Source organism: Curtobacterium sp. ME12, from assembly GCF_903970855.1.
GTDB lineage: Bacteria > Actinomycetota > Actinomycetes > Actinomycetales > Microbacteriaceae > Curtobacterium > Curtobacterium poinsettiae_A.
The window spans coordinates 1-17497 of the sequence record NZ_CAJCKD010000013.1; the positions used below are offsets into that span (position 1 = coordinate 1).

19 protein-coding genes and 1 tRNA gene are annotated in these 17497 nt (G+C 71.4%); 17 read left to right on the forward strand and 3 right to left on the reverse strand.

The window, feature by feature from the left end; translation table 11 throughout:
• Positions 1–103 precede the first annotated feature (103 nt).
• The 4 genes from H7A73_RS08330 to H7A73_RS08345 all read left to right on the forward strand — a co-directional run bounded on the left by H7A73_RS08330 (position 104) and on the right by H7A73_RS08345 (position 1720).
• Positions 104–179, forward strand: a tRNA-Glu gene (locus H7A73_RS08330).
• A gap of 106 nt (positions 180–285) precedes the next feature.
• Positions 286–732: a fluoride efflux transporter FluC gene (locus H7A73_RS08335; RefSeq protein WP_182065580.1), complete on the forward strand. Its 447-nt coding sequence runs from the start codon at positions 286–288 to the stop codon at positions 730–732.
• Complete coding sequence (gene crcB / locus H7A73_RS08340) at positions 729–1118, forward strand: fluoride efflux transporter CrcB (protein ID WP_182065581.1); 390 nt, start codon at positions 729–731, stop codon at positions 1116–1118. Before H7A73_RS08335 ends, crcB begins: the two co-directional genes overlap by 4 nt.
• The gene (locus H7A73_RS08345; protein ID WP_027465908.1) at positions 1115–1720 is read left to right on the forward strand and encodes a histidine phosphatase family protein; all 606 of its coding nucleotides are present in this window, start codon (positions 1115–1117) and stop codon (positions 1718–1720) included. The genes crcB and H7A73_RS08345 overlap by 4 nt, the downstream gene beginning before the upstream one ends.
• A 371-nt stretch (positions 1721–2091) precedes the next feature.
• On the opposite strand, the gene H7A73_RS08350 is transcribed toward H7A73_RS08345, so the two are convergent.
• Positions 2092–3159, reverse strand: a complete 1068-nt coding sequence (locus H7A73_RS08350; RefSeq protein ID WP_182065582.1) for an FUSC family protein — start codon at positions 3157–3159, stop codon at positions 2092–2094.
• A gap of 180 nt (positions 3160–3339) precedes the next feature.
• On the opposite strand from H7A73_RS08350, the gene leuC reads away from it, so the two are divergent.
• The 6 genes from leuC to H7A73_RS08380 all read left to right on the forward strand — a co-directional run bounded on the left by leuC (position 3340) and on the right by H7A73_RS08380 (position 9825).
• Complete coding sequence (leuC, locus tag H7A73_RS08355) at positions 3340–4797, forward strand: 3-isopropylmalate dehydratase large subunit (RefSeq protein WP_182065583.1); 1458 nt, start codon at positions 3340–3342, stop codon at positions 4795–4797.
• Positions 4797–5393 carry a 3-isopropylmalate dehydratase small subunit gene (gene leuD, locus H7A73_RS08360; RefSeq protein ID WP_110859117.1) on the forward strand — a complete coding sequence of 199 codons (597 nt, stop codon included), beginning with the start codon at positions 4797–4799 and terminating at the stop codon, positions 5391–5393. Before leuC ends, leuD begins: the two co-directional genes overlap by 1 nt.
• Positions 5393–6760, forward strand: a complete 1368-nt coding sequence (murA, locus tag H7A73_RS08365) for a UDP-N-acetylglucosamine 1-carboxyvinyltransferase (RefSeq protein ID WP_071244875.1) — start codon at positions 5393–5395, stop codon at positions 6758–6760. The genes leuD and murA overlap by 1 nt, the downstream gene beginning before the upstream one ends.
• A gap of 5 nt (positions 6761–6765) precedes the next feature.
• On the forward strand, positions 6766–7590 hold the full coding sequence (locus tag H7A73_RS08370) for a lysophospholipid acyltransferase family protein (protein WP_182065584.1): 825 nt from the start codon (positions 6766–6768) through the stop codon (positions 7588–7590).
• Positions 7591–7669: 79 nt separating this feature from the next.
• The gene (locus H7A73_RS08375; RefSeq protein WP_182065633.1) at positions 7670–8683 is read left to right on the forward strand and encodes an NAD(P)H-dependent glycerol-3-phosphate dehydrogenase; all 1014 of its coding nucleotides are present in this window, start codon (positions 7670–7672) and stop codon (positions 8681–8683) included.
• A gap of 59 nt (positions 8684–8742) precedes the next feature.
• On the forward strand, positions 8743–9825 hold the full coding sequence (locus tag H7A73_RS08380) for a D-alanine--D-alanine ligase family protein (RefSeq protein WP_182065585.1): 1083 nt from the start codon (positions 8743–8745) through the stop codon (positions 9823–9825).
• Positions 9826–9891: 66 nt separating this feature from the next.
• Here the strand turns inward: H7A73_RS08380 and H7A73_RS08385 are convergent, their stop codons facing one another.
• Positions 9892–10377: a DUF3515 family protein gene (locus tag H7A73_RS08385; RefSeq protein WP_182065586.1), complete on the reverse strand. Its 486-nt coding sequence runs from the start codon at positions 10375–10377 to the stop codon at positions 9892–9894.
• Positions 10378–10401: 24 nt separating this feature from the next.
• On the opposite strand from H7A73_RS08385, the gene thiL reads away from it, so the two are divergent.
• Positions 10402–11397 carry a thiamine-phosphate kinase gene (thiL, locus tag H7A73_RS08390; protein ID WP_182065587.1) on the forward strand — a complete coding sequence of 332 codons (996 nt, stop codon included), beginning with the start codon at positions 10402–10404 and terminating at the stop codon, positions 11395–11397.
• A gap of 18 nt (positions 11398–11415) precedes the next feature.
• Here the strand turns inward: thiL and H7A73_RS08395 are convergent, their stop codons facing one another.
• Positions 11416–11976 (reverse strand): RsmD family RNA methyltransferase, encoded by a 561-nt coding sequence (locus H7A73_RS08395; protein WP_027465899.1) that lies wholly within the window; start codon positions 11974–11976, stop codon positions 11416–11418.
• A gap of 97 nt (positions 11977–12073) precedes the next feature.
• Here H7A73_RS08395 and H7A73_RS08400 point away from each other — a divergent pair, with 97 nt between their 5' ends.
• The 6 genes from H7A73_RS08400 to mutM all read left to right on the forward strand — a co-directional run bounded on the left by H7A73_RS08400 (position 12074) and on the right by mutM (position 17481).
• The gene (locus H7A73_RS08400) at positions 12074–14302 is read left to right on the forward strand and encodes an ATP-dependent DNA helicase RecG (RefSeq protein WP_259362780.1); all 2229 of its coding nucleotides are present in this window, start codon (positions 12074–12076) and stop codon (positions 14300–14302) included.
• 30 nt (positions 14303–14332) lie between these two features.
• Positions 14333–14818: a pantetheine-phosphate adenylyltransferase gene (gene coaD, locus H7A73_RS08405; protein ID WP_182065589.1), complete on the forward strand. Its 486-nt coding sequence runs from the start codon at positions 14333–14335 to the stop codon at positions 14816–14818.
• Positions 14819–14934: 116 nt separating this feature from the next.
• Complete coding sequence (locus H7A73_RS08410; RefSeq protein WP_071405664.1) at positions 14935–15507, forward strand: YceD family protein; 573 nt, start codon at positions 14935–14937, stop codon at positions 15505–15507.
• Positions 15508–15562: 55 nt separating this feature from the next.
• Positions 15563–15766: a 50S ribosomal protein L32 gene (gene rpmF, locus H7A73_RS08415; RefSeq protein WP_017888273.1), complete on the forward strand. Its 204-nt coding sequence runs from the start codon at positions 15563–15565 to the stop codon at positions 15764–15766.
• 13 nt (positions 15767–15779) lie between these two features.
• Positions 15780–16505, forward strand: coding sequence for a ribonuclease III (rnc, locus tag H7A73_RS08420; protein WP_247738016.1), 726 nt, complete (start codon positions 15780–15782; stop codon positions 16503–16505).
• A gap of 4 nt (positions 16506–16509) precedes the next feature.
• Complete coding sequence (gene mutM / locus H7A73_RS08425; protein ID WP_182065590.1) at positions 16510–17481, forward strand: bifunctional DNA-formamidopyrimidine glycosylase/DNA-(apurinic or apyrimidinic site) lyase; 972 nt, start codon at positions 16510–16512, stop codon at positions 17479–17481.
• The last annotated feature ends 16 nt before the right edge of the window (positions 17482–17497 follow it).

Genomic DNA, 17497 nt, shown 5'->3' on the forward strand with positions numbered 1-17497 from the left:
ATCGTATAGCGGCCTAGTACGCTGCCCTCTCACGGCGGTAACGCGGGTTCGAATCCCGCTGGGGTCACCACAGGTGACATGCTCCGAGTCCGACAACAGCCGCGGCCCCATCGTATAGCGGCCTAGTACGCTGCCCTCTCACGGCGGTAACGCGGGTTCGAATCCCGCTGGGGTCACCAGCACGCAAACCCCCGTCCAGCTCCGGCTCGGCGGGGGTTTCGTCGTCTCGGCTAGCCTGGATCGTCCCCGTCACCCGGGGAACGATCGCCTCGCGACGGGAGCACGATGCACGCCGAACGCCCACCGCACCTGCGCTGGAGGCTCGTCGCCCTGGTCGCCCTCGGCGGCGCGATCGGCACGGCCGTCCGCGCACTCCTCGCCACGTTGTTCCCCGCGCACGACGGGATCAGCTGGACCATCCTCGGGATCAACGTCGTCGGGGCGTTCTGCCTCGGCTTCCTGCTCGACGCGCTCGCCCGACGGGGCTCGGACGTCGGTCGTCGTCGCGCGGTGCGGCTGTTCGTCGGCACCGGTGTGCTCGGCGGCTTCACGACCTACAGCACGCTCGCGGACGACACCGCGCAGCTGCTCGACCTCGGCCGCTGGACGGCGGGCAGCGGGTACGCCCTGCTCTCGGTCGTGCTCGGACTCGTCGCGGTCGTCCTCGGTCTGGGGGTCGCCGCGGCCACCCGGCCCCGCACCCGCCCCGAACCGCTGCAGGACGCCCGATGAGCCCGGTCGAACTGGTCCTGGTCGCGGTCGGCGGGGGAGCCGGCGCCGCCCTGCGCTTCGTGCTCGACGGCGTCGTCAAGGGCCGCCTCGCCGGTTCCCGGTTCGCCGGGTTCCCGGTCGGGACCCTGCTCATCAACGTGTCCGGATCGCTCGTGCTCGGGGTCCTGACGGGCCTCGGGCAGGCCGGCACCATTCCCGCCTCGACGGTCGCTGTGCTCGGGACGGGCATGATGGGTGGGTACACGACGTTCTCGACGGCGAGCGTCGAGACCGTACAGCTCCTCCGATCCGGCAAGACCCGGCTCGCCGTCCTGAACGGCCTCGGGATGCTCGTCGTCTCGGTCGGCGCAGCTGCGCTCGGCCTCTGGATCGGAAGGAACTCATGACCTCGGAACGCCCCGGCGAACTCGTCCTCGTCCGTCACGGAGAGACGGAGTGGTCGAAGAGCGGGCAGCACACCGGCCGCACCGACATCCCGCTCACCGACAACGGCGTCGAACAGGCGAAGCGCGCGGGCCGGTACCTCGGGGACCGGTCGTTCGCGCTGGCGCTGTCGAGCCCGCTGCAGCGCGCGCGTGACACCGCGCACCTGATTGGCGTCGAGCCGGAGCTCGACGAGGACCTGTACGAGTGGGACTACGGCGCGTACGAGGGCCTCACCACCCCGCAGATCAAGGTGCTGCGCCACGGACCGTGGGATCTCTGGACCGACGGGGTCCCCGCCGGCGACACCCCCGGTGAGAACGCCGCCGAGGTCCGCGTCCGCGTCGAACGCATCCTGAACCGTGCCCGCCCGGTGCTCGCCGAGGGCCACGACGCGGTGTTCATCGCCCACGGCCACGTGCTGCGGGCACTCGGTGCCGCGTGGATCCGGCTCGCGCCGCAGGACGGCGCCGTGCTGAAGCTCGGCACCGCCTCGGTCAGCATCCTCGGCTACGAGCACGGCCGCCCCGTCATCGACGCCTGGAACATCCAGCCGCGCGACTGACGCGCGGGTGGGGCCGGCGGGTCGCGAAAGGTCCGGCGGGTCCGACCGCTCGTGAAAGCGACAGACCCGCGGTACGCGGGGCCGTCTCGTCCGCGAGGGCGACAGGTCCCCGCGGATGTTCCGCGAGGATCTGTCGCTTCCGCCGGACGCGGTGGTCGCGACCACGGACGGACGGGAGGCCCGTGGCGGCGCCGCCACGGGCCTCCCGTCCGCCGTCCGCGCCCGTTCCTTCCCCTGTCACGCGCGATGGCAAGCGGAATCGGGCGTTCCTGGTCGAAAGGAACGACCAGGTACGCCCGATTCGACCAGGTACGCCCGGTTCGACCAGGTACGCCCGGAACGACCAGGTACGCCCGGTTCGACCGGGCGCGTCAGACGGTCCGGATCGCGCTCGTCGCACCCAGGGCACGGCCGCGCCGACGCTCGATCGCACGCCCGACGAGCAGCAGCCCCACGCTGACCACGGCACCGAGCACGGTCTGCGCGATGCGGTCGAGCGCCAGCAGCTGGGGTGCCTCGGGCAGGCTCAACCACGACACCGCCAGGGCGAGCGGGGTGAGGAACAGCAGGCACACGGCGTAGTTCCGGGCGACGAAGATCTCGGCGAAGAACTGCCCGACGACGGCCAGCACGACGATCCACCACGCCGACGGCTCGAGCAGCAGGATGCCGACCGCGATGACCGTGCCGCCGATCGTGCCGACCACACGCTGCCCGGCGCGGACCACGGTGTGCCGCTGGCGGATCGCCGGCAGGGTCGAGACCACCGCGATGACTGCCCAGTAGGGGTGCCCGAGCCCGGGGATCGACTCCGCGACGGCACCGGCGACGAGTGACCCGACGACGTTGAGCGCGACGGTCTCCCACAGCGCCGGGGTCCCGAGGACCGCGAGCGAGCGGTGCTTGCGGTCGGCCAGCGGGCGGAACCGGTGCGGGGCGTGCGGGTGGAACACCCGGCGGAGCACCGCTCCGGACATCGCGACGAGCCAGGCCCAGACCACCGAGCAGACGATGATCGTCGTGACGAGCGGGACGTCCGCCGGGCGCATCGGCACGAGTGCGGACACGACGAACGCGAACACCGGGAAGATCGGCTGCGCGGGGATCGCCCGGAGCGCGGAGAGGGTGCAGACCGCGACCACCAGGACGACGACGAGACCCACGGCCTGCAGCCAGAGCGGCGACCCGAGGAGCCCGACCCCGATGCCGGCGAACATGCAGAGCGCCTGCAGCACACCCGCGACGCCGGTGGTGACGGCACGCTGCCGGTAGGGCTCGGTCGCACCGAAGATGGCGGTGAACCCGGCGAACATGGCGAAGGCGGCGTACCCCGGCATGCCGAGGGCGATGAGCAGCGCGAGCGGTGCGCCACCGGCGATCGCGGCGCGTGCCGCGCCCTCGAGGTTGATGGTCCGGGTCGAGTGCGCAGGTGTCGTCATGTCGTCACCATCTTCCCACCGCGACGGGTGTCGGGGAGTCGCCACGGGCCTCCAGGCTGCGCCGCCACGGGGTGACGGACCCGCGACGGGCGGGGTGCCGCGCGTTGGTATACCAATGGTAGAGTCGCCTGATCGGGCCGCGGTCGCGGCGCAACGACGAGGACGAGGAGGGCTGAGCTCATGGGAAAGACGCTCGCCGAGAAGGTGTGGGACGACCACGTCGTGGTCAAGGGTGAGGACGGCAACCCCGACCTCCTCTACATCGACCTCCACCTCGTGCACGAGGTGACGAGTCCGCAGGCGTTCGACGGCCTGCGGCAGGCCGGGCGACCGGTGCGTCGCCTCGACCTGACGATCGCGACCGAGGACCACAACACGCCGACGCTCGCCATCGACCGCCCCATCGCGGACCCGACGAGCCGCATCCAGATCGAGACCCTCCGTCGCAACTGCGAGGAGTTCGGCGTCCGGCTGCACTCCCTGGGCGACAAGGAGCAGGGCATCGTCCACGTGGTCGGCCCGCAGCTCGGCCTGACCATGCCCGGCATCACCGTGGTCTGCGGCGACTCGCACACCAGCACCCACGGGGCCTTCGGCGCGATGGCGTTCGGCATCGGCACGTCCGAGGTCGAGCACGTCCTCGCCACGCAGACCCTGCCGCTCAAGCCGTTCAAGACGATGGCGATCACGGTCGAGGGCACGCTGCGCCCGGGGGTGACGGCGAAGGACATCATCCTGGCCGTCATCGCGAAGATCGGCACCGGCGGCGGACAGGGCTACGTGCTCGAGTACCGCGGCTCCGCGATCCGCGCGCTCTCGATGGAGGGCCGCATGACGATCTGCAACATGTCGATCGAGGCCGGTGCCCGCGCCGGCATGGTCGCCCCCGACCAGACCACCTACGACTACGTGCAGGGCCGCGACCACGCGCCCACCGGCCAGGACTGGGACGACGCCGTCGCGTACTGGGACACCCTGGCGACCGACGACGACGCCGTGTTCGACGCCGAGGTGTTCATCGACGCGGACGAGCTCGAGCCCTTCGTCACCTGGGGCACGAACCCGGGCCAGGGCGTCTCGCTGTCCGAGAGCGTGCCGGACCCGGCCGCCTACAGCGACCCCAACGACCAGGCCGCCGCACGCCGCGCCCTGGAGTACATGGACATCGCAGCCGGCACCCCGATGAAGGACATCGCCGTCGACGCGGTGTTCATGGGGTCCTGCACCAACTCGCGCATCGAGGACCTTCGGGCCTTCGCATCGATCATCAACGGCCGCAAGAAGGCCGACGGCGTCCGGGTCATGGTGGTGCCGGGGTCCGCTCGGGTCCGGCTCGAGGCCGAGGCCGAGGGGCTCGACAAGGTGTTCACCGAGTTCGGTGCCGAGTGGCGGTTCGCCGGCTGCTCGATGTGCCTGGGGATGAACCCGGACCAGCTGGCACCGGGGGAGCGCTGCGCGAGCACCTCGAACCGCAACTTCGAGGGTCGCCAGGGCAAGGGCGGCCGCACCCACCTGGTGTCGCCGCTCGTCGCCGCGGCCACCGCGGTGCGCGGCACGCTGTCCAGCCCGTGGGACCTGGAGACCGACGACGAGATCGCGGCGGCGACGGCCGCCACCGCCACCGAGGGGACCTTCTGATGGACAAGATCACCACCGTCTCCGGCATCGCCGCACCGCTCAAGCGGTCGAACGTCGACACCGACCAGATCATCCCGGCCGTCTACCTGAAGCGCGTCACGAAGACCGGCTTCGAGGACGCCCTGTTCGCCGGGTGGCGGCAGGACCCCGACTTCGTGCTGAACCAGGAGCGCTACCAGGGTGCCCGTGTGCTCGTCGCAGGCCCCGACTTCGGCACCGGTTCGTCCCGCGAGCACGCCGTGTGGGCGCTCCGTGACTTCGGCTTCACCGTGGTCGTCTCGCCCCGTTTCGCGGACATCTTCAAGGGCAACGCCGGCAAGCAGGGCCTGGTCACGGCGATCGTGACCGAACCGGAGGTCGAGCGCCTGTGGGCCGCCATCGAGGCGAACCCGGGCATCGAGGCGACGGTCGACCTCGTGACGCAGCGCGTGTCGCTGGGGGATGTGGACGTCCCCTTCGAGATCGACGCTTACACTCGTTGGCGGTTGATGGAAGGGCTCGACGACATCGGGCTCACCCTCCGTGACGAGACCTCGATCACGGAGTTCGAATCCCGCCGCTCCAGTTGGCGGCCGAAGACATTGCCGGTGAAGTAGTGAACTCTCTCGTACAGGACGCAGCGGCCGCAGGGGCGCGCGTGGGCCTCAAGTCGGACGAGATCGTCATCCGCGGGGGCAAGCCGCTCGTGGGGCGCATCGAGGTCCGTGGGGCGAAGAACCTCGCGACCAAGGCCATGGTGGCGTCGCTGCTCGGTGACACCCCGTCGATCCTCCGTGACGTGCCGGACATCTCCGACGTCAAGGTGGTCCGCGGGCTGCTCGAGGTGCACGGCGTGCGCATCACCGATCCTGCACGAGGCGAACTCATCCTCGACCCGTCGCGGGTCGAGTCGGCGCACTTCGCCGAGATCGACGCGCACGCCGGTTCGAGCCGCATCCCGATCCTGTTCTGCGGTCCGCTGCTGCACAAGCTCGGCGAGGCGTTCATCCCCGACCTCGGCGGCTGCCGCATCGGCGACCGTCCGATCGACTTCCACCTCGACGCCCTGCGTGCCATGGGTGCGGTCGTCGACAAGCAGGTCAACGGCATCCACCTGACGGCCCCGGACGGCCTGAAGGGCGCCTCGATCGAGCTGCCGTACCCGAGCGTCGGCGCCACCGAGCAGGTCCTGCTCTCGGCGACCCTCGCGAAGGGCGTCACCGAGCTGCGGAACGCCGCGATCGAGCCCGAGATCATGGACCTCATCGCGATCCTGCAGAAGATGGGCGCCATCGTCTCCGTCGAGCCGAACCGCGTCATCTTCATCGAGGGCGTCGAGTCGCTCCGCGGCTACACGCACCGCGCGATCAACGACCGCAACGAGGCCGCGAGCTGGGCGTCCGCCGCGCTCGCCACGAACGGCGACATCTTCGTCGAGGGCGCGAACCAGCAGGAGCTCATGACGTTCCTCAACGTCTTCCGCAAGGTCGGCGGCGGGTTCGACATCCAGGAGGACGGCATCCGGTTCTACCGCGAGCTGGACACCCTGAAGCCCGTCGTCATCGAGACCGACGTGCACCCCGGCTTCATGACGGACTGGCAGCAGCCGCTCGTCGTCGCGCTGACCCAGGCCGAGGGCCAGAGCATCGTGCACGAGACCGTCTACGAGAACCGCTTCGGCTTCACCGACGCGCTGAACGAGATGGGTGCCGACATCGTCGTGCACAAGGAGGGGCTGCCCGGGCACGACCGCCGTGTCGCCCGCCGCCCGTTCGAGCAGGCCGCCGTCATCACCGGTCCGACGAAGCTGCACGCCGCCAACGTGCGCGTCCCCGACCTGCGCGGCGGGTTCAGCCACCTCATCGCGGCGCTGACCGCCGACGGCGAGTCGCACATCACCAACGTCGGCATCATCAGCCGCGGCTACGAGCACTTCATCCCGAAGCTGCGCAAGCTCGGCGCCGACTTCGACTTCGCTGGGTAGGCACAGTGCCGGCAGAAGCAAGCGGCGACGGTCTGGAGGCCCGTGGCGGCTCCGACGCGCAGGTCGCGACCGGCCTCCCGGTGCGTGGGCGCCGGTGGCGCCGCGGCGAGCTGAACACCGCGTTCCGGATCGTCGCCTCGATCGTCATCCCGACGTTCCGGTTCTCGGCGCGGTACCACTGGCACGGCCCCAACCGGCTGCCGGCCGAGGGTGCCTTCGTGCTCGCACCGAACCACTTCACGAACATCGACCCCCTGGTCGTGGGCACCGCCGTGTACATCTCGAAGCGGGCGCCGCGGTTCCTGGCGAAGGCGTCCCTGTTCACGGTCCCCGTGGTCGGCAAGCTCATGTCCGGCATGGGACAGATCCCGGTCGAACGCTCCGGCCGGACGCGCCTGAGCGACCCGCTCGGGGGTGGCCGGTCCCTGGTCGAGCAGGGCGGTGCGATCATCGTCTACCCCGAGGGGACGCTCACCCGCGACCCCGACCTGTGGCCGATGCGCGGCAAGACGGGCGCGGTGCGAATCGCACTCGAGAACGACGTGCCGCTCATCCCGATGGCCCACTGGGGCACGCAGAACATCATGGCGCGGTACGGCAAGAAGCTCCGGCTGTTCCCGCCGTCCCGCGTCGACGTGATCATCGGTGACCCGGTCGACCTGTCGGCGTACCGCGGTCGGCAGATCGACCAGCAGATGCTCGGCGAGGCCACCGAACTCGTCATGCGCGAGATCACCGCGCTGCTCGAGGTGCTCCGCGGCGAACGGGCACCCGCGACCCGCTGGGACCCGGCGGCGAACAACCAGAAGGAGACCGGCCGGTTTGAGTGACCTCCGACCCCACGACGACCGACCCGACCCCGCCGCCGCGGCTCCGGGGGCCTTCGACACCGCCGCGATCCGGGTGGTCATGCAGTCGACCGACAAGCCCCGGGTGGCCGTGATCGGTGCCGGCAGCTGGGGCACCACGTTCGCGAAGGTGCTGGCCGAGGGCGGAGCGTCCACGGTGGTGTGGGCCCGACGCCCCGAGGTCGCCCGCGAGATCACCGAGACCAAGCGCAACTCGGACTACCTGCCCGGCATCAACCTGCCTCGCACCCTGACCGCGTCGACGTCCCTCGAGCGCGTGCTCGACGGCGCCTCGCAGGTGTACGTCTCGGTGCCCTCGCAGACCCTGCGCTCGAACCTCGCCGCGATCCGCGAGCTGCTGCCCGCCGACGTGCCGGTCGTCAGCCTGATGAAGGGCGTCGAGAAGAGCACGGGCCTGCGCATGAGCGAGGTCCTGCTGCAGGGGCTCGGCATCGACCAGGACCGCATCGCGGTGGCCAGTGGGCCGAACCTGGCGCTCGAGATCGCCCGTCGGCAGCCGACCGCCGCCGTGGTGTCGTCGTCGTCGCTGGCGACCGCCACCGACGTCGCCGCCGTCGCGACGAACCCGTACTTCCGGTCGTTCATCAACACGGACGTCATCGGCACCGAGTTCGGCGGCGTGCTGAAGAACCTCATCGCCGTCGCGATCGGCATCGTCGACGGGGTCGGCTACGGCGAGAACACCAAGGCCTCGATCATCACGCGCGGCCTCGCCGAGATGACCGACTTCGCGGTGTCGCTCGGCGCGCAGTCGTCCACGCTGTCCGGGCTCGCGGGCCTCGGCGACCTCATCGCCACGTGCCAGTCGCCGCTGTCGCGGAACAACACCGCCGGACGGCTGCTCGGTCAGGGCTACCGGTTCGACGAGGTCGTCCGCCAGATGAACCAGACGGCGGAGGGGCTGGCCTCGGTCGCCCCAATCCTCGAGCTGGCCGCGGCGAACGGGGTCGACATGCCCATCGTCAGCCAGGTCGGCGAGGTCCTCGCCGGTAGGCTCGATCCGCGCAACATCGCGCCGCACCTCACCGAGACCGACGAGCCGCAGGGCGAGTGACCGGTCCCGCACCGAGTCACGAAGGGACTCCCGTGCCCACGATCCCCGAGGGAACCCCCATGCCCAGGACCACCGTCGCCGTGCTCTTCGGCGGTCGCTCGAGCGAACACGAGATCAGCTGCGTGACCGCCGGCGGCATCATGGACGTCGTCGACCGGGCCGAGTACGACCTCGTGCCGATCGGGATCACCCGGGAGGGTGCCTTCACGCTGCAGTCGGACGACCCGGCGCAGTGGACCATCCGTGACGGCGCGCTGCCGACGGTGCCCGACAACGGCACGCGGATCGCGTTCCCGACCTCGCCGGCCACCAACGAACTCGTCGTGTCCCACCCCGACGGCACGGTCACGGCGATCCCGGTCGACGTGGTGTTCCCGATCCTGCACGGCCCCTTCGGCGAGGACGGCACGATCCAGGGCCTGCTCGAGATCGCCGGGCTGCCGTACGTCGGCGACGGCGTGCTCGCGAGCGCCCTGGCGATGGACAAGCACGTCGCCAAGGCCGTGCTCGAGCACGCCGGGCTCCGGGTCGCACCGTGGACCACGGTGCTGCGCCGGCAGTGGGCGGCCGATCCGATGGACGTTGCCGAGACGATCGCCGCCCACGGCTGGCCGCTGTTCGTCAAGCCTGCCCGCGCCGGGTCGAGCATGGGCGTCTCGCGCGTCGACGAGCCCGCGCAGCTGGGTGCCGCGATGGACCTGGCGTTCGAGCACGACTCCAAGGTGATCGTCGAGCCCCGCGTGGTCGGCCGCGAGGTCGAGGTCGCCGTGCTCGAGGGTCGTGACGGCGTGCCGCGCACGAGCCTGCCGGGCGAGATCGTCGTGGCCGAGGACGGCTTCTACGACTTCGCCTCGAAGTACCTGGGCGGCGACGAGTCGCTGCTCTGCCCGGCGCCGCTGACCGACGACCAGACAGACGAGATCCGCTCCATCGGTGCCCGCGCGTTCGAGGCAATCGGTGGCTCGGGGCTCGCTCGTGTCGACTGCTTCCTGACCGACGACGGCTTCGTCGTGAACGAGGTCAACACGATGCCGGGCTTCACACCGCTGTCGATGTACCCGCGTTGCTGGGCGGCGTCGGGGGTGTCCTACGGCGAGCTGATCACCGAGCTCATCGAGCTGGGTCGCGCCGCCGTTCGCTGACCAGCCTGCGCTGTCAGGTCGGCGCGCAAGCGTCAGCCGTGCGCTGACCGGGTCGGCGCGCGAGCGTCAGCCCTGCACGTCAGCAGGGTCGAGGCACTCGTGTCCGTCCTTCGGCAGTGACGACACGGCGTCGGACAGCTCCTGCACGACCGAGGACGTGGTCTTCGTCGAGTCGACCACGACCTGCGCCGCCGGTGACCGACCGAACGTCGTGTAGACGACCTGGTCGCCCCGGTCGTCGCGGATCCAGTCGACGCCGCCCTGCGAGAAGCACGGCAGGTCGGACACGGTGGGGACGGCGACACCGCAGTGGTAGATCGCCACCTCGGGGTCGCCCCAGGCAGCGGTCGCCTGCGCGTTCGTGTTCCGCAGGTCGAACTTCGAGTCCACGGTCGCGGGCAGCCGGACCTGCACGGCCGCACACGCCGCGGCGTTCGCCGACGGGGCCGGGGACATCGACACGGCGTTCGTGCACCCGGTCAACCCGGCAGCGAGGGTGATCACGGCCCCCAGGATCGCGAGGGTGCGAGGGGTGCGGCGCGCGGTGTCCATCGCCGTCCAGGCTACCGTTCTCGTGTGGATGCGACGGACGACGCCTGGGCCGGACCGACGGTGGGGGAGCTCGGCGAACTCGTCGTCCTCGACCGGATCACGAGCCGTCTGCCCGCGGGGACGCCGCTCCTCGGTCCCGGTGACGACTGCGCCGTCGTCGCCGCTCCCGACGGGCGGTTCGTCGTGACGACGGACATGATGGTGCACGGCCCGGACTTCCGGTGGGCGTGGTCGTCGCCGACAGACATCGGCTGGAAAGCGGCCGCCACGAACCTCTCCGACGTCGCCGCGATGGGTGCCGTGCCGAGCGGCCTGGTGATCGCCCTCGCCGCACCGCAGGACACCCCCGTGGCCGTCCTCGAGGGCATCGCCGAGGGCTTCCGACTCGCCGTCGACGCACTCGCGTCGGGGTGCGGGGTCGTCGGGGGAGACCTCTCCACCTCGGCGACGTTCACCGTGGCCGTCACCGCCTTCGGTGACCTGCTGGGCCGCGCCCCCGTGCTGCGGTCGGGCGCGGGCGTCGGTGACGTGCTCGCGGTGTCCGGCGAGCTGGGACGTGCCGCGCGCGGGCTGTCCCGGCTGTTCCACGACGGCGTCGACGACCGGGGCGAGCCGGACCGCGTCGCGACGGTCGCGAGCGGTGCGGACGTCGACCCCGACGTCGGACGGCAGCGCCGACCGGTGCCCCCGATCGCCGACGGGCCGCTCGCGGCCGCGGCCGGGGCCACCGCGATGCTCGACCTGTCCGACGGGTTGGCGATCGACGCCGGTCGGCTCGCCCGTGCCAGCCGGGTGACGCTCGAACTCGATGCCGCCACCGACCTCGACGAGGTCGCACTGCACGGTGGCGAAGACCACGGACTGCTCGCCACGTTCCCGGCCGACACGATCCTGCCCGGGGGCTTCCGGCGCATCGGAGCCGTGCGGGAGCGTGGCGACGCGGATCTGCTGCGTGCCGGGTCGCCGGTGCCGACGACCGGCTGGGACCCCTACGCGGACTGGGACGGCGCCACCGGTTGACCCGGCTGGCCGGCTGCGTCAGCCGGCAGCGACCGCCTCCCACGCGACGGTCTCGCCGTAGCTGCGCTTGCTGAAGGGCGCGAGCCCGGCCGGCCAGGTGGGCTCGGGGGAGCGCTTGCTCCGCTCGACCACCACGACGGCATCCGGCGTCAGCTTCGGCGCCAGGGCCTCGAGCACCTCGGCGAGCTCGTGCTCGGTGACGTCGTAGGGCGGGTCGATGAACACCAGGTCGAAGGTGCGGACGGTCCCGCGCAGGTACCCGAGCACCGGCTGCGGCTGGACGTCGATCCGGACGCCCGGCACCCGCTGCTGCACGGCCTTCGCGTTCGCCCGGCAGGCCTGCGCGGCGGCGGATGCCCGGTCGACCAGGACCACCTCGGCCGCACCGCGGGATGCTGCCTCGAGCCCGAGCGCGCCCGTCCCCGCGTACAGGTCGGCCACCGACGTGGCCTCGACGAGTCCCCGTGCCTCGAGCGACGAGAACAGCGCCTCGCGCACACGGTCGCTCGTCGGGCGGGTGCCGGACTTCGGCACCCGGAGCGTCAGGGAGCCGGCGGCGCCGGCGATGATGCGGGTCATGCAGCCACCGTATCGGCCCGGCGGGTCCGGTCCGGTGTTCTCCACAGGCCGCTCGGGAGGCGCGGATGGGGTCGGTCGTGCCCGGTACCGTTGGAGCGTGGTCACCTCCGGAACCCCCGTTGCGCCGGCCGCGCCCGACCTCGGTCCGGCGCCGCTCGACGCGCGGCTCGCGAACGTGCTCGGTGGTCGGACGGCGACCGCGATCGAGAAGGCCTTCGGCTACCGCACGGTGGGGGAGTTCCTCGAGCACGCGCCCCGCCGCTACGCCGAGCGTGGTGCGCTGACGGCCCTCGACTCGCTCGCGATCGGCGAACCCGTCACCATCGTGGCCGAGGTCGTCGACGTCCGTGAACGCACCATGCGCGCGCGCCGCGGTTCGATCCTCGAAGCGAAGATCGGCGACGGCAAGGGCCTGCTCACGCTCACGTTCTTCAACCAGGGGTGGCGCACGAAGGACCTCGTCCCCGGCGCCCGGGGCATCTTCTCCGGCAAGGTCAGCGACTACCGCGGTGCCCGGCAGCTCGCCCACCCCGACTACGAGCTGTTCGACCCCGACGACCCCCGCGCCACGGCCGAGCCCGGTTCCGACGAGGCGATCCGGTGGTCGCGCCAGCCGATCCCGATCTACCCGGCCACGGCCTCGCTCACGTCGTGGCAGATCGCGAAGTCCATCGGGATCGTCCTCGACACCCTGCCGGACCTGCCCGACCCGGTGCCGGCGTCCGCGCGGTCCCGGCTCGACCTCGTGCCGTTCCGCCGTGCCCTCGAGCTCCTGCACCGCCCCGAGAAGGTCGCGGACTTCAAGCGCGCGCAGGACGCTCTGCGCTACCGCGAGGCGTTCGTGCTGCAGACCGCCCTGGTGCAGCGCCGGATCGCGGCCCGTCGGACTGCTGCCACCCCGCGTGTTGCGGCCTCGGGTGGCATCCTCGAGCGCTTCGACGCCACCCTGCCCTTCACGTTGACGGACGACCAGCGGGCCGTCGGGGCCGACATCGACCAGGACCTCGCCCGTACCTGGCCCATGCACCGGCTGATCCAGGGCGAGGTCGGGTCCGGCAAGACCCTCGTGGCGATCCGGGCGATGCTCACGGTGGCCGAGTCCGGCGGCCAGTCCGCGCTCATCGCCCCGACGGAGGTGCTGGCGGCCCAGCACCTCCGCTCCATCGTGAAGTTCCTCGGGCCGGACCTGGCCGCCGAGCTCCGACCGGTGATCCTGACCGGGTCGCAGTCGACCGACGAACGTCGCCGTGCCCTGCTCGCCGCGGCGTCTGGCAGCTCACGGCTGGTCGTCGGCACCCACGCGCTCCTGGGCGACCGGGTGGACTTCGCCGAGCTGGGGCTCGTGGTGGTCGACGAGCAGCACCGCTTCGGTGTCGAGCAGCGCGAGGCCCTCCGCACCAAGGGCACGACCCCGCCGCACGTGCTCGTGCTCACCGCGACGCCGATCCCGCGCACGGTCGCGATGACGGTGTTCGGCGACCTCGACGTCTCGACCATCACGGGCATGCCGTCGGGGCGCGCCGGCGTCGAGACCTTCACGGTCCCGCTGGCGGAGCACCCGGGCTGGGAACCCCGGATCTGGTCGCGCATGGCAGAAGAACTGGCCAAGGGCCGCCAGGCGTTCGTCGTCTGCCCGGCCATCGACGACGCCCACACCGAGGACGACGGCGAGCCGGAGCCGGCCGAGGGCGAGGACGACGCCCCGAAGCGTGCTCCGGCGACCGTGCTCGCCACCGCCGAGCGGATGCGCACCATGCCCGTGCTCGAAGGGCGCTCGATCGCGGTCCTGCACGGCCGGATGACCGCCGACGAGAAGGACCGCGTCATGACGTCCTTCGCCGCCGGCGACCTCGACGTGGTCGTCGCGACGACCGTGATCGAGGTCGGCGTCGACGTGCCGAACGCGGCGATGATGGCCGTCCTCGACGCCGACCGGTTCGGGGTCTCGCAGCTCCACCAGCTCCGCGGCCGCATCGGTCGTGGGCAGTGGGCCGGTGTCTGCCTGCTCGTCACCTCGGCCGAGCTCGAGACCACCTCGCGCGAGCGCGTCGACGCGGTGGCCGCCTCGGACGACGGGTTCGAACTCGCCCGGGTCGACCTCGAGCTCCGACGCGAGGGCGACGTCCTGGGCGAACGGCAGTCCGGTGGGCGGTCCTCGCTCAACCTGCTCCGGGTGGTCGAGCACGCCGACCTCATCGTCGACGCGCGCGAGGAAGCGGAGCGTGTGCTCGAACCCGATCCCGAGCTCGAGGGGTCCCCGGCCCTCCGAGACGCCCTCGCCCGGCGTCTCGACGAGTCCGACGCGGCGTTCCTCGGCAAGAACTGACCCCGAGGCGCGGGCGGTATCGTCGCTGCCATGGCGAAGATCGCGGTGGTCCCCGGTTCGTTCGACCCCGTCACCCTCGGGCACCTCGACGTCATCGGCCGCGCGGCCGGGCTCTTCGACGAGGTGCACGTCCTCGTGGTGCACAACCCCGACAAGAAGCCGGCGATGTTCGAGGCGGTCGATCGGGTGCGGCTCATCCGCGACTCGCTGGTCGAGGTCGGCGCGCCGGAGACGGTCACGGTGGGCGAGTGGACGTCCGGGCTGCTGGTGGACTACTGCCGGCGGGTCGGCGCGAAGGTCCTGGTGAAGGGCGTGCGGTCCGGCGAGGACGTCGCGTACGAGACCCCGATGGCGATCATGAACCGCCACCTGGCCGACGTCGAGACGGTGTTCCTGCTGCCGGAGGCGTCTCGGGCGCACGTGTCGAGCTCGCTGATCCGCCAGGTGTCCTCCCTCGGCGGCGACGTCACGCCCTACGTGCCGAAGACGGTCGCCGACGCGCTCGCGGCCCGCTGAGCACGCCCGCCCAGCCGGCCCAGCTCGCGCACCGAGCCCACCGCGTCCGGACACGCCTGTCGCCACCTCGACTCTCGGCCCCGATCGCGCTAGGCTCGTCGATCGTGTCTTCCCCCGTGAACAGCCCCTACGCCCTGCGCGTGCGCGACCTCGCGCACCGGCCGGGCGAGATGCGCGAGCACTCGCTCGACATCGAGGTGCCCGACGCGATGGGGGCCGGTCTGATCGGCGTCCGACAGGGTGCCGAACTGCACATCGACGTCAAACTCGAAGGCCTGCACGAGGGTGTCCTCGTGTCCGGACACGCTTCGGCCGACGCCACGGGGGAGTGCTCGCGCTGCCTCATCGACATCAGCGAACCGATCGAGGTCGATTTCGCCGAGCTGTTCGCGTATGATGCCTCGGAGGATTTCGACTTCTTCGTTCGCGATGACCACGTGGACACCGAACAGGTCGTTCGAGATGCGGTGGTGCTGTCGCTGCCGTTCCAGCCGGTCTGCCGACCGGACTGCCCAGGACTCGACCCGGTGACGGGTGAGCGTCTGGCCGACCTCGGCGAGCAGCCCGCTCGCCAGGTGCTGGATCCTCGTTGGGCAGCGCTCAGCGCGATCGAGCTCGACGACAGTACCGACGGTGACACCACCGCACCGAAGACCACCGAGGGCGAGGAGCGGGCCGAGACCGAGTAGGTCCCGACACCGCCAGCCCCCGTACCGACCACCGACCAACCGAAAGAGATTCACCATGGCCGTTCCCAAGCGCAAGCAGTCCCGTGCGAACACGCACGCCCGTCGTTCGCAGTGGAAGGCCACGCCGATCCAGCTCGTGAAGACGATCGAGAACGGCCAGGTCACCTACAGCCTCCCGCACCGCGCGAAGGTCGTCGAGGACTCGGCCGGCACGCCCCTGTACATGGAGTACAAGGGCCGCAAGGTCGCCGACGTCTGATCGGACCGAACGCATGACGACAACGTCCGGCGCTGCGGGGTCTCGCCCCGCGGGGCCGGACGTCGTTCGTCTGCAGGGCATCCTCGGGGTCGACATCGACCTCGAGCTGCTCCAGCTCGCCCTGACGCATCGCTCCTACGCCTACGAGCACGGGGGCATCAAGCACAACGAGCGCCTCGAGTTCCTCGGGGACTCGATCCTCGGCCAGGCCGTGACCGTGAAGCTCTACCGGTCGTTCCCCGACCTCGACGAGGGTGACCTCGCCAAGCGACGGGCGAGCCTGGTGTCGACCGTGGCGCTGGCCGAGATCGCCCGGATGATCGGGCTCGGCCGCTACCTGCGCCTCGGCAAGGGCGAGGAACAGACCGGGGGGCGCGACAAGTCGTCGATCCTGGCCGACACCGTCGAAGCCGTCATCGGCGCGACGTACCTGTCGGCCGGCCCGGACCCGGCCACCGAACTCGTGCTCCGCCTGGTCGAACCCCTCATGATCGACCCGGACCGCTTCGGCGCCGCGATGGACCCGAAGACGAGCCTGCAGGAGCTCGCCTCGAGCCGCTCGCTCGGCAACCCGGCGTACCGCGTCACCGAGACCGGCCCGGACCACGACAAGACCTTCATGGCGACGGTCGTGCTGCAGGGTGAGGACATCGCCACCGGCACCGGGTCGAGCAAGAAGGCCGCCGAGATGGCCGCCGCGCTCGACGCCTGGACCCGGCTGTCCGGTCGAGCGGCCTGACCGCGTGCCCGAACTCCCCGAGGTCGAGGTCGTCCGCGCCGGCCTCGAACCCGCCGTCACCGGCGCGCGGGTCCTGCACGTCGACGTGGTCGACGACCGTGCCCTCACCCGGCACGACGGCCCCGCCGAGGACTTCGCAGACCGACTGACCGGTCGCACGATCGCAGCCGCCGTCCGCCGGGGCAAGTTCCTCTGGATGCCGCTGCGTCCCGAGCGGGACGGGGACCGCCCCGAGGCCCTCGTCGCCCACCTCGGCATGAGCGGGCAGATCCTGCTCGGCCGTGGTCGACCGGCTGCCAAGCACCGGCGGATCCTCATCGACGTGCAGCCTGCGGGCACCGACCGCTCGGGTGCGGCGGAGCCCCCGGTGGAACTCGAGTTCGTCGACCAGCGCACGTTCGGCTCGATGGCGATCGACGCGATGGTGCCGACGATCGACGGGGCTCCCGCCGGGTTCGGCGGGCAGGTCGACGCGATCGACCCCGATGCGGTGTGGCGCCGCTGGGTGCCCGGGCAGGTGTCGCACATCGCCCGTGACCCGCTCGACCCCGCGTTCGACGACGACCGGTTCGCCGGGATGGCGCGGAAGCGTTCGAGCGGCATCAAGCGGGTGCTGCTCGACCAGGGCGTCGTGAGCGGCATCGGCAACATCTACGCCGACGAGTCGCTCTGGGCCGCGAAGCTGCACTACGACCGCGCCGCCGACCGCCTCAGCCGTGCCGACCTGCGACGGCTGCTCGACGAGGTCCGCGCCATCCTGCGCCGGGCGCTCGAGGACGGCGGCACGAGCTTCGACGCCCAGTACGTCAACGTCAACGGGCAGTCGGGGTACTTCTCGCAGCGCCTGAACGTCTACGGGCAGCAGGGGAAGCCGTGTCCACGCTGCGGCACGACGATCGTGCGCGAGGCCTTCATGAACCGGTCGAGCCACATCTGCCCCGTGTGCCAACCCCGTCCCCGCGCCCGCACGCGTTAGCCTGACGCCAACCAGA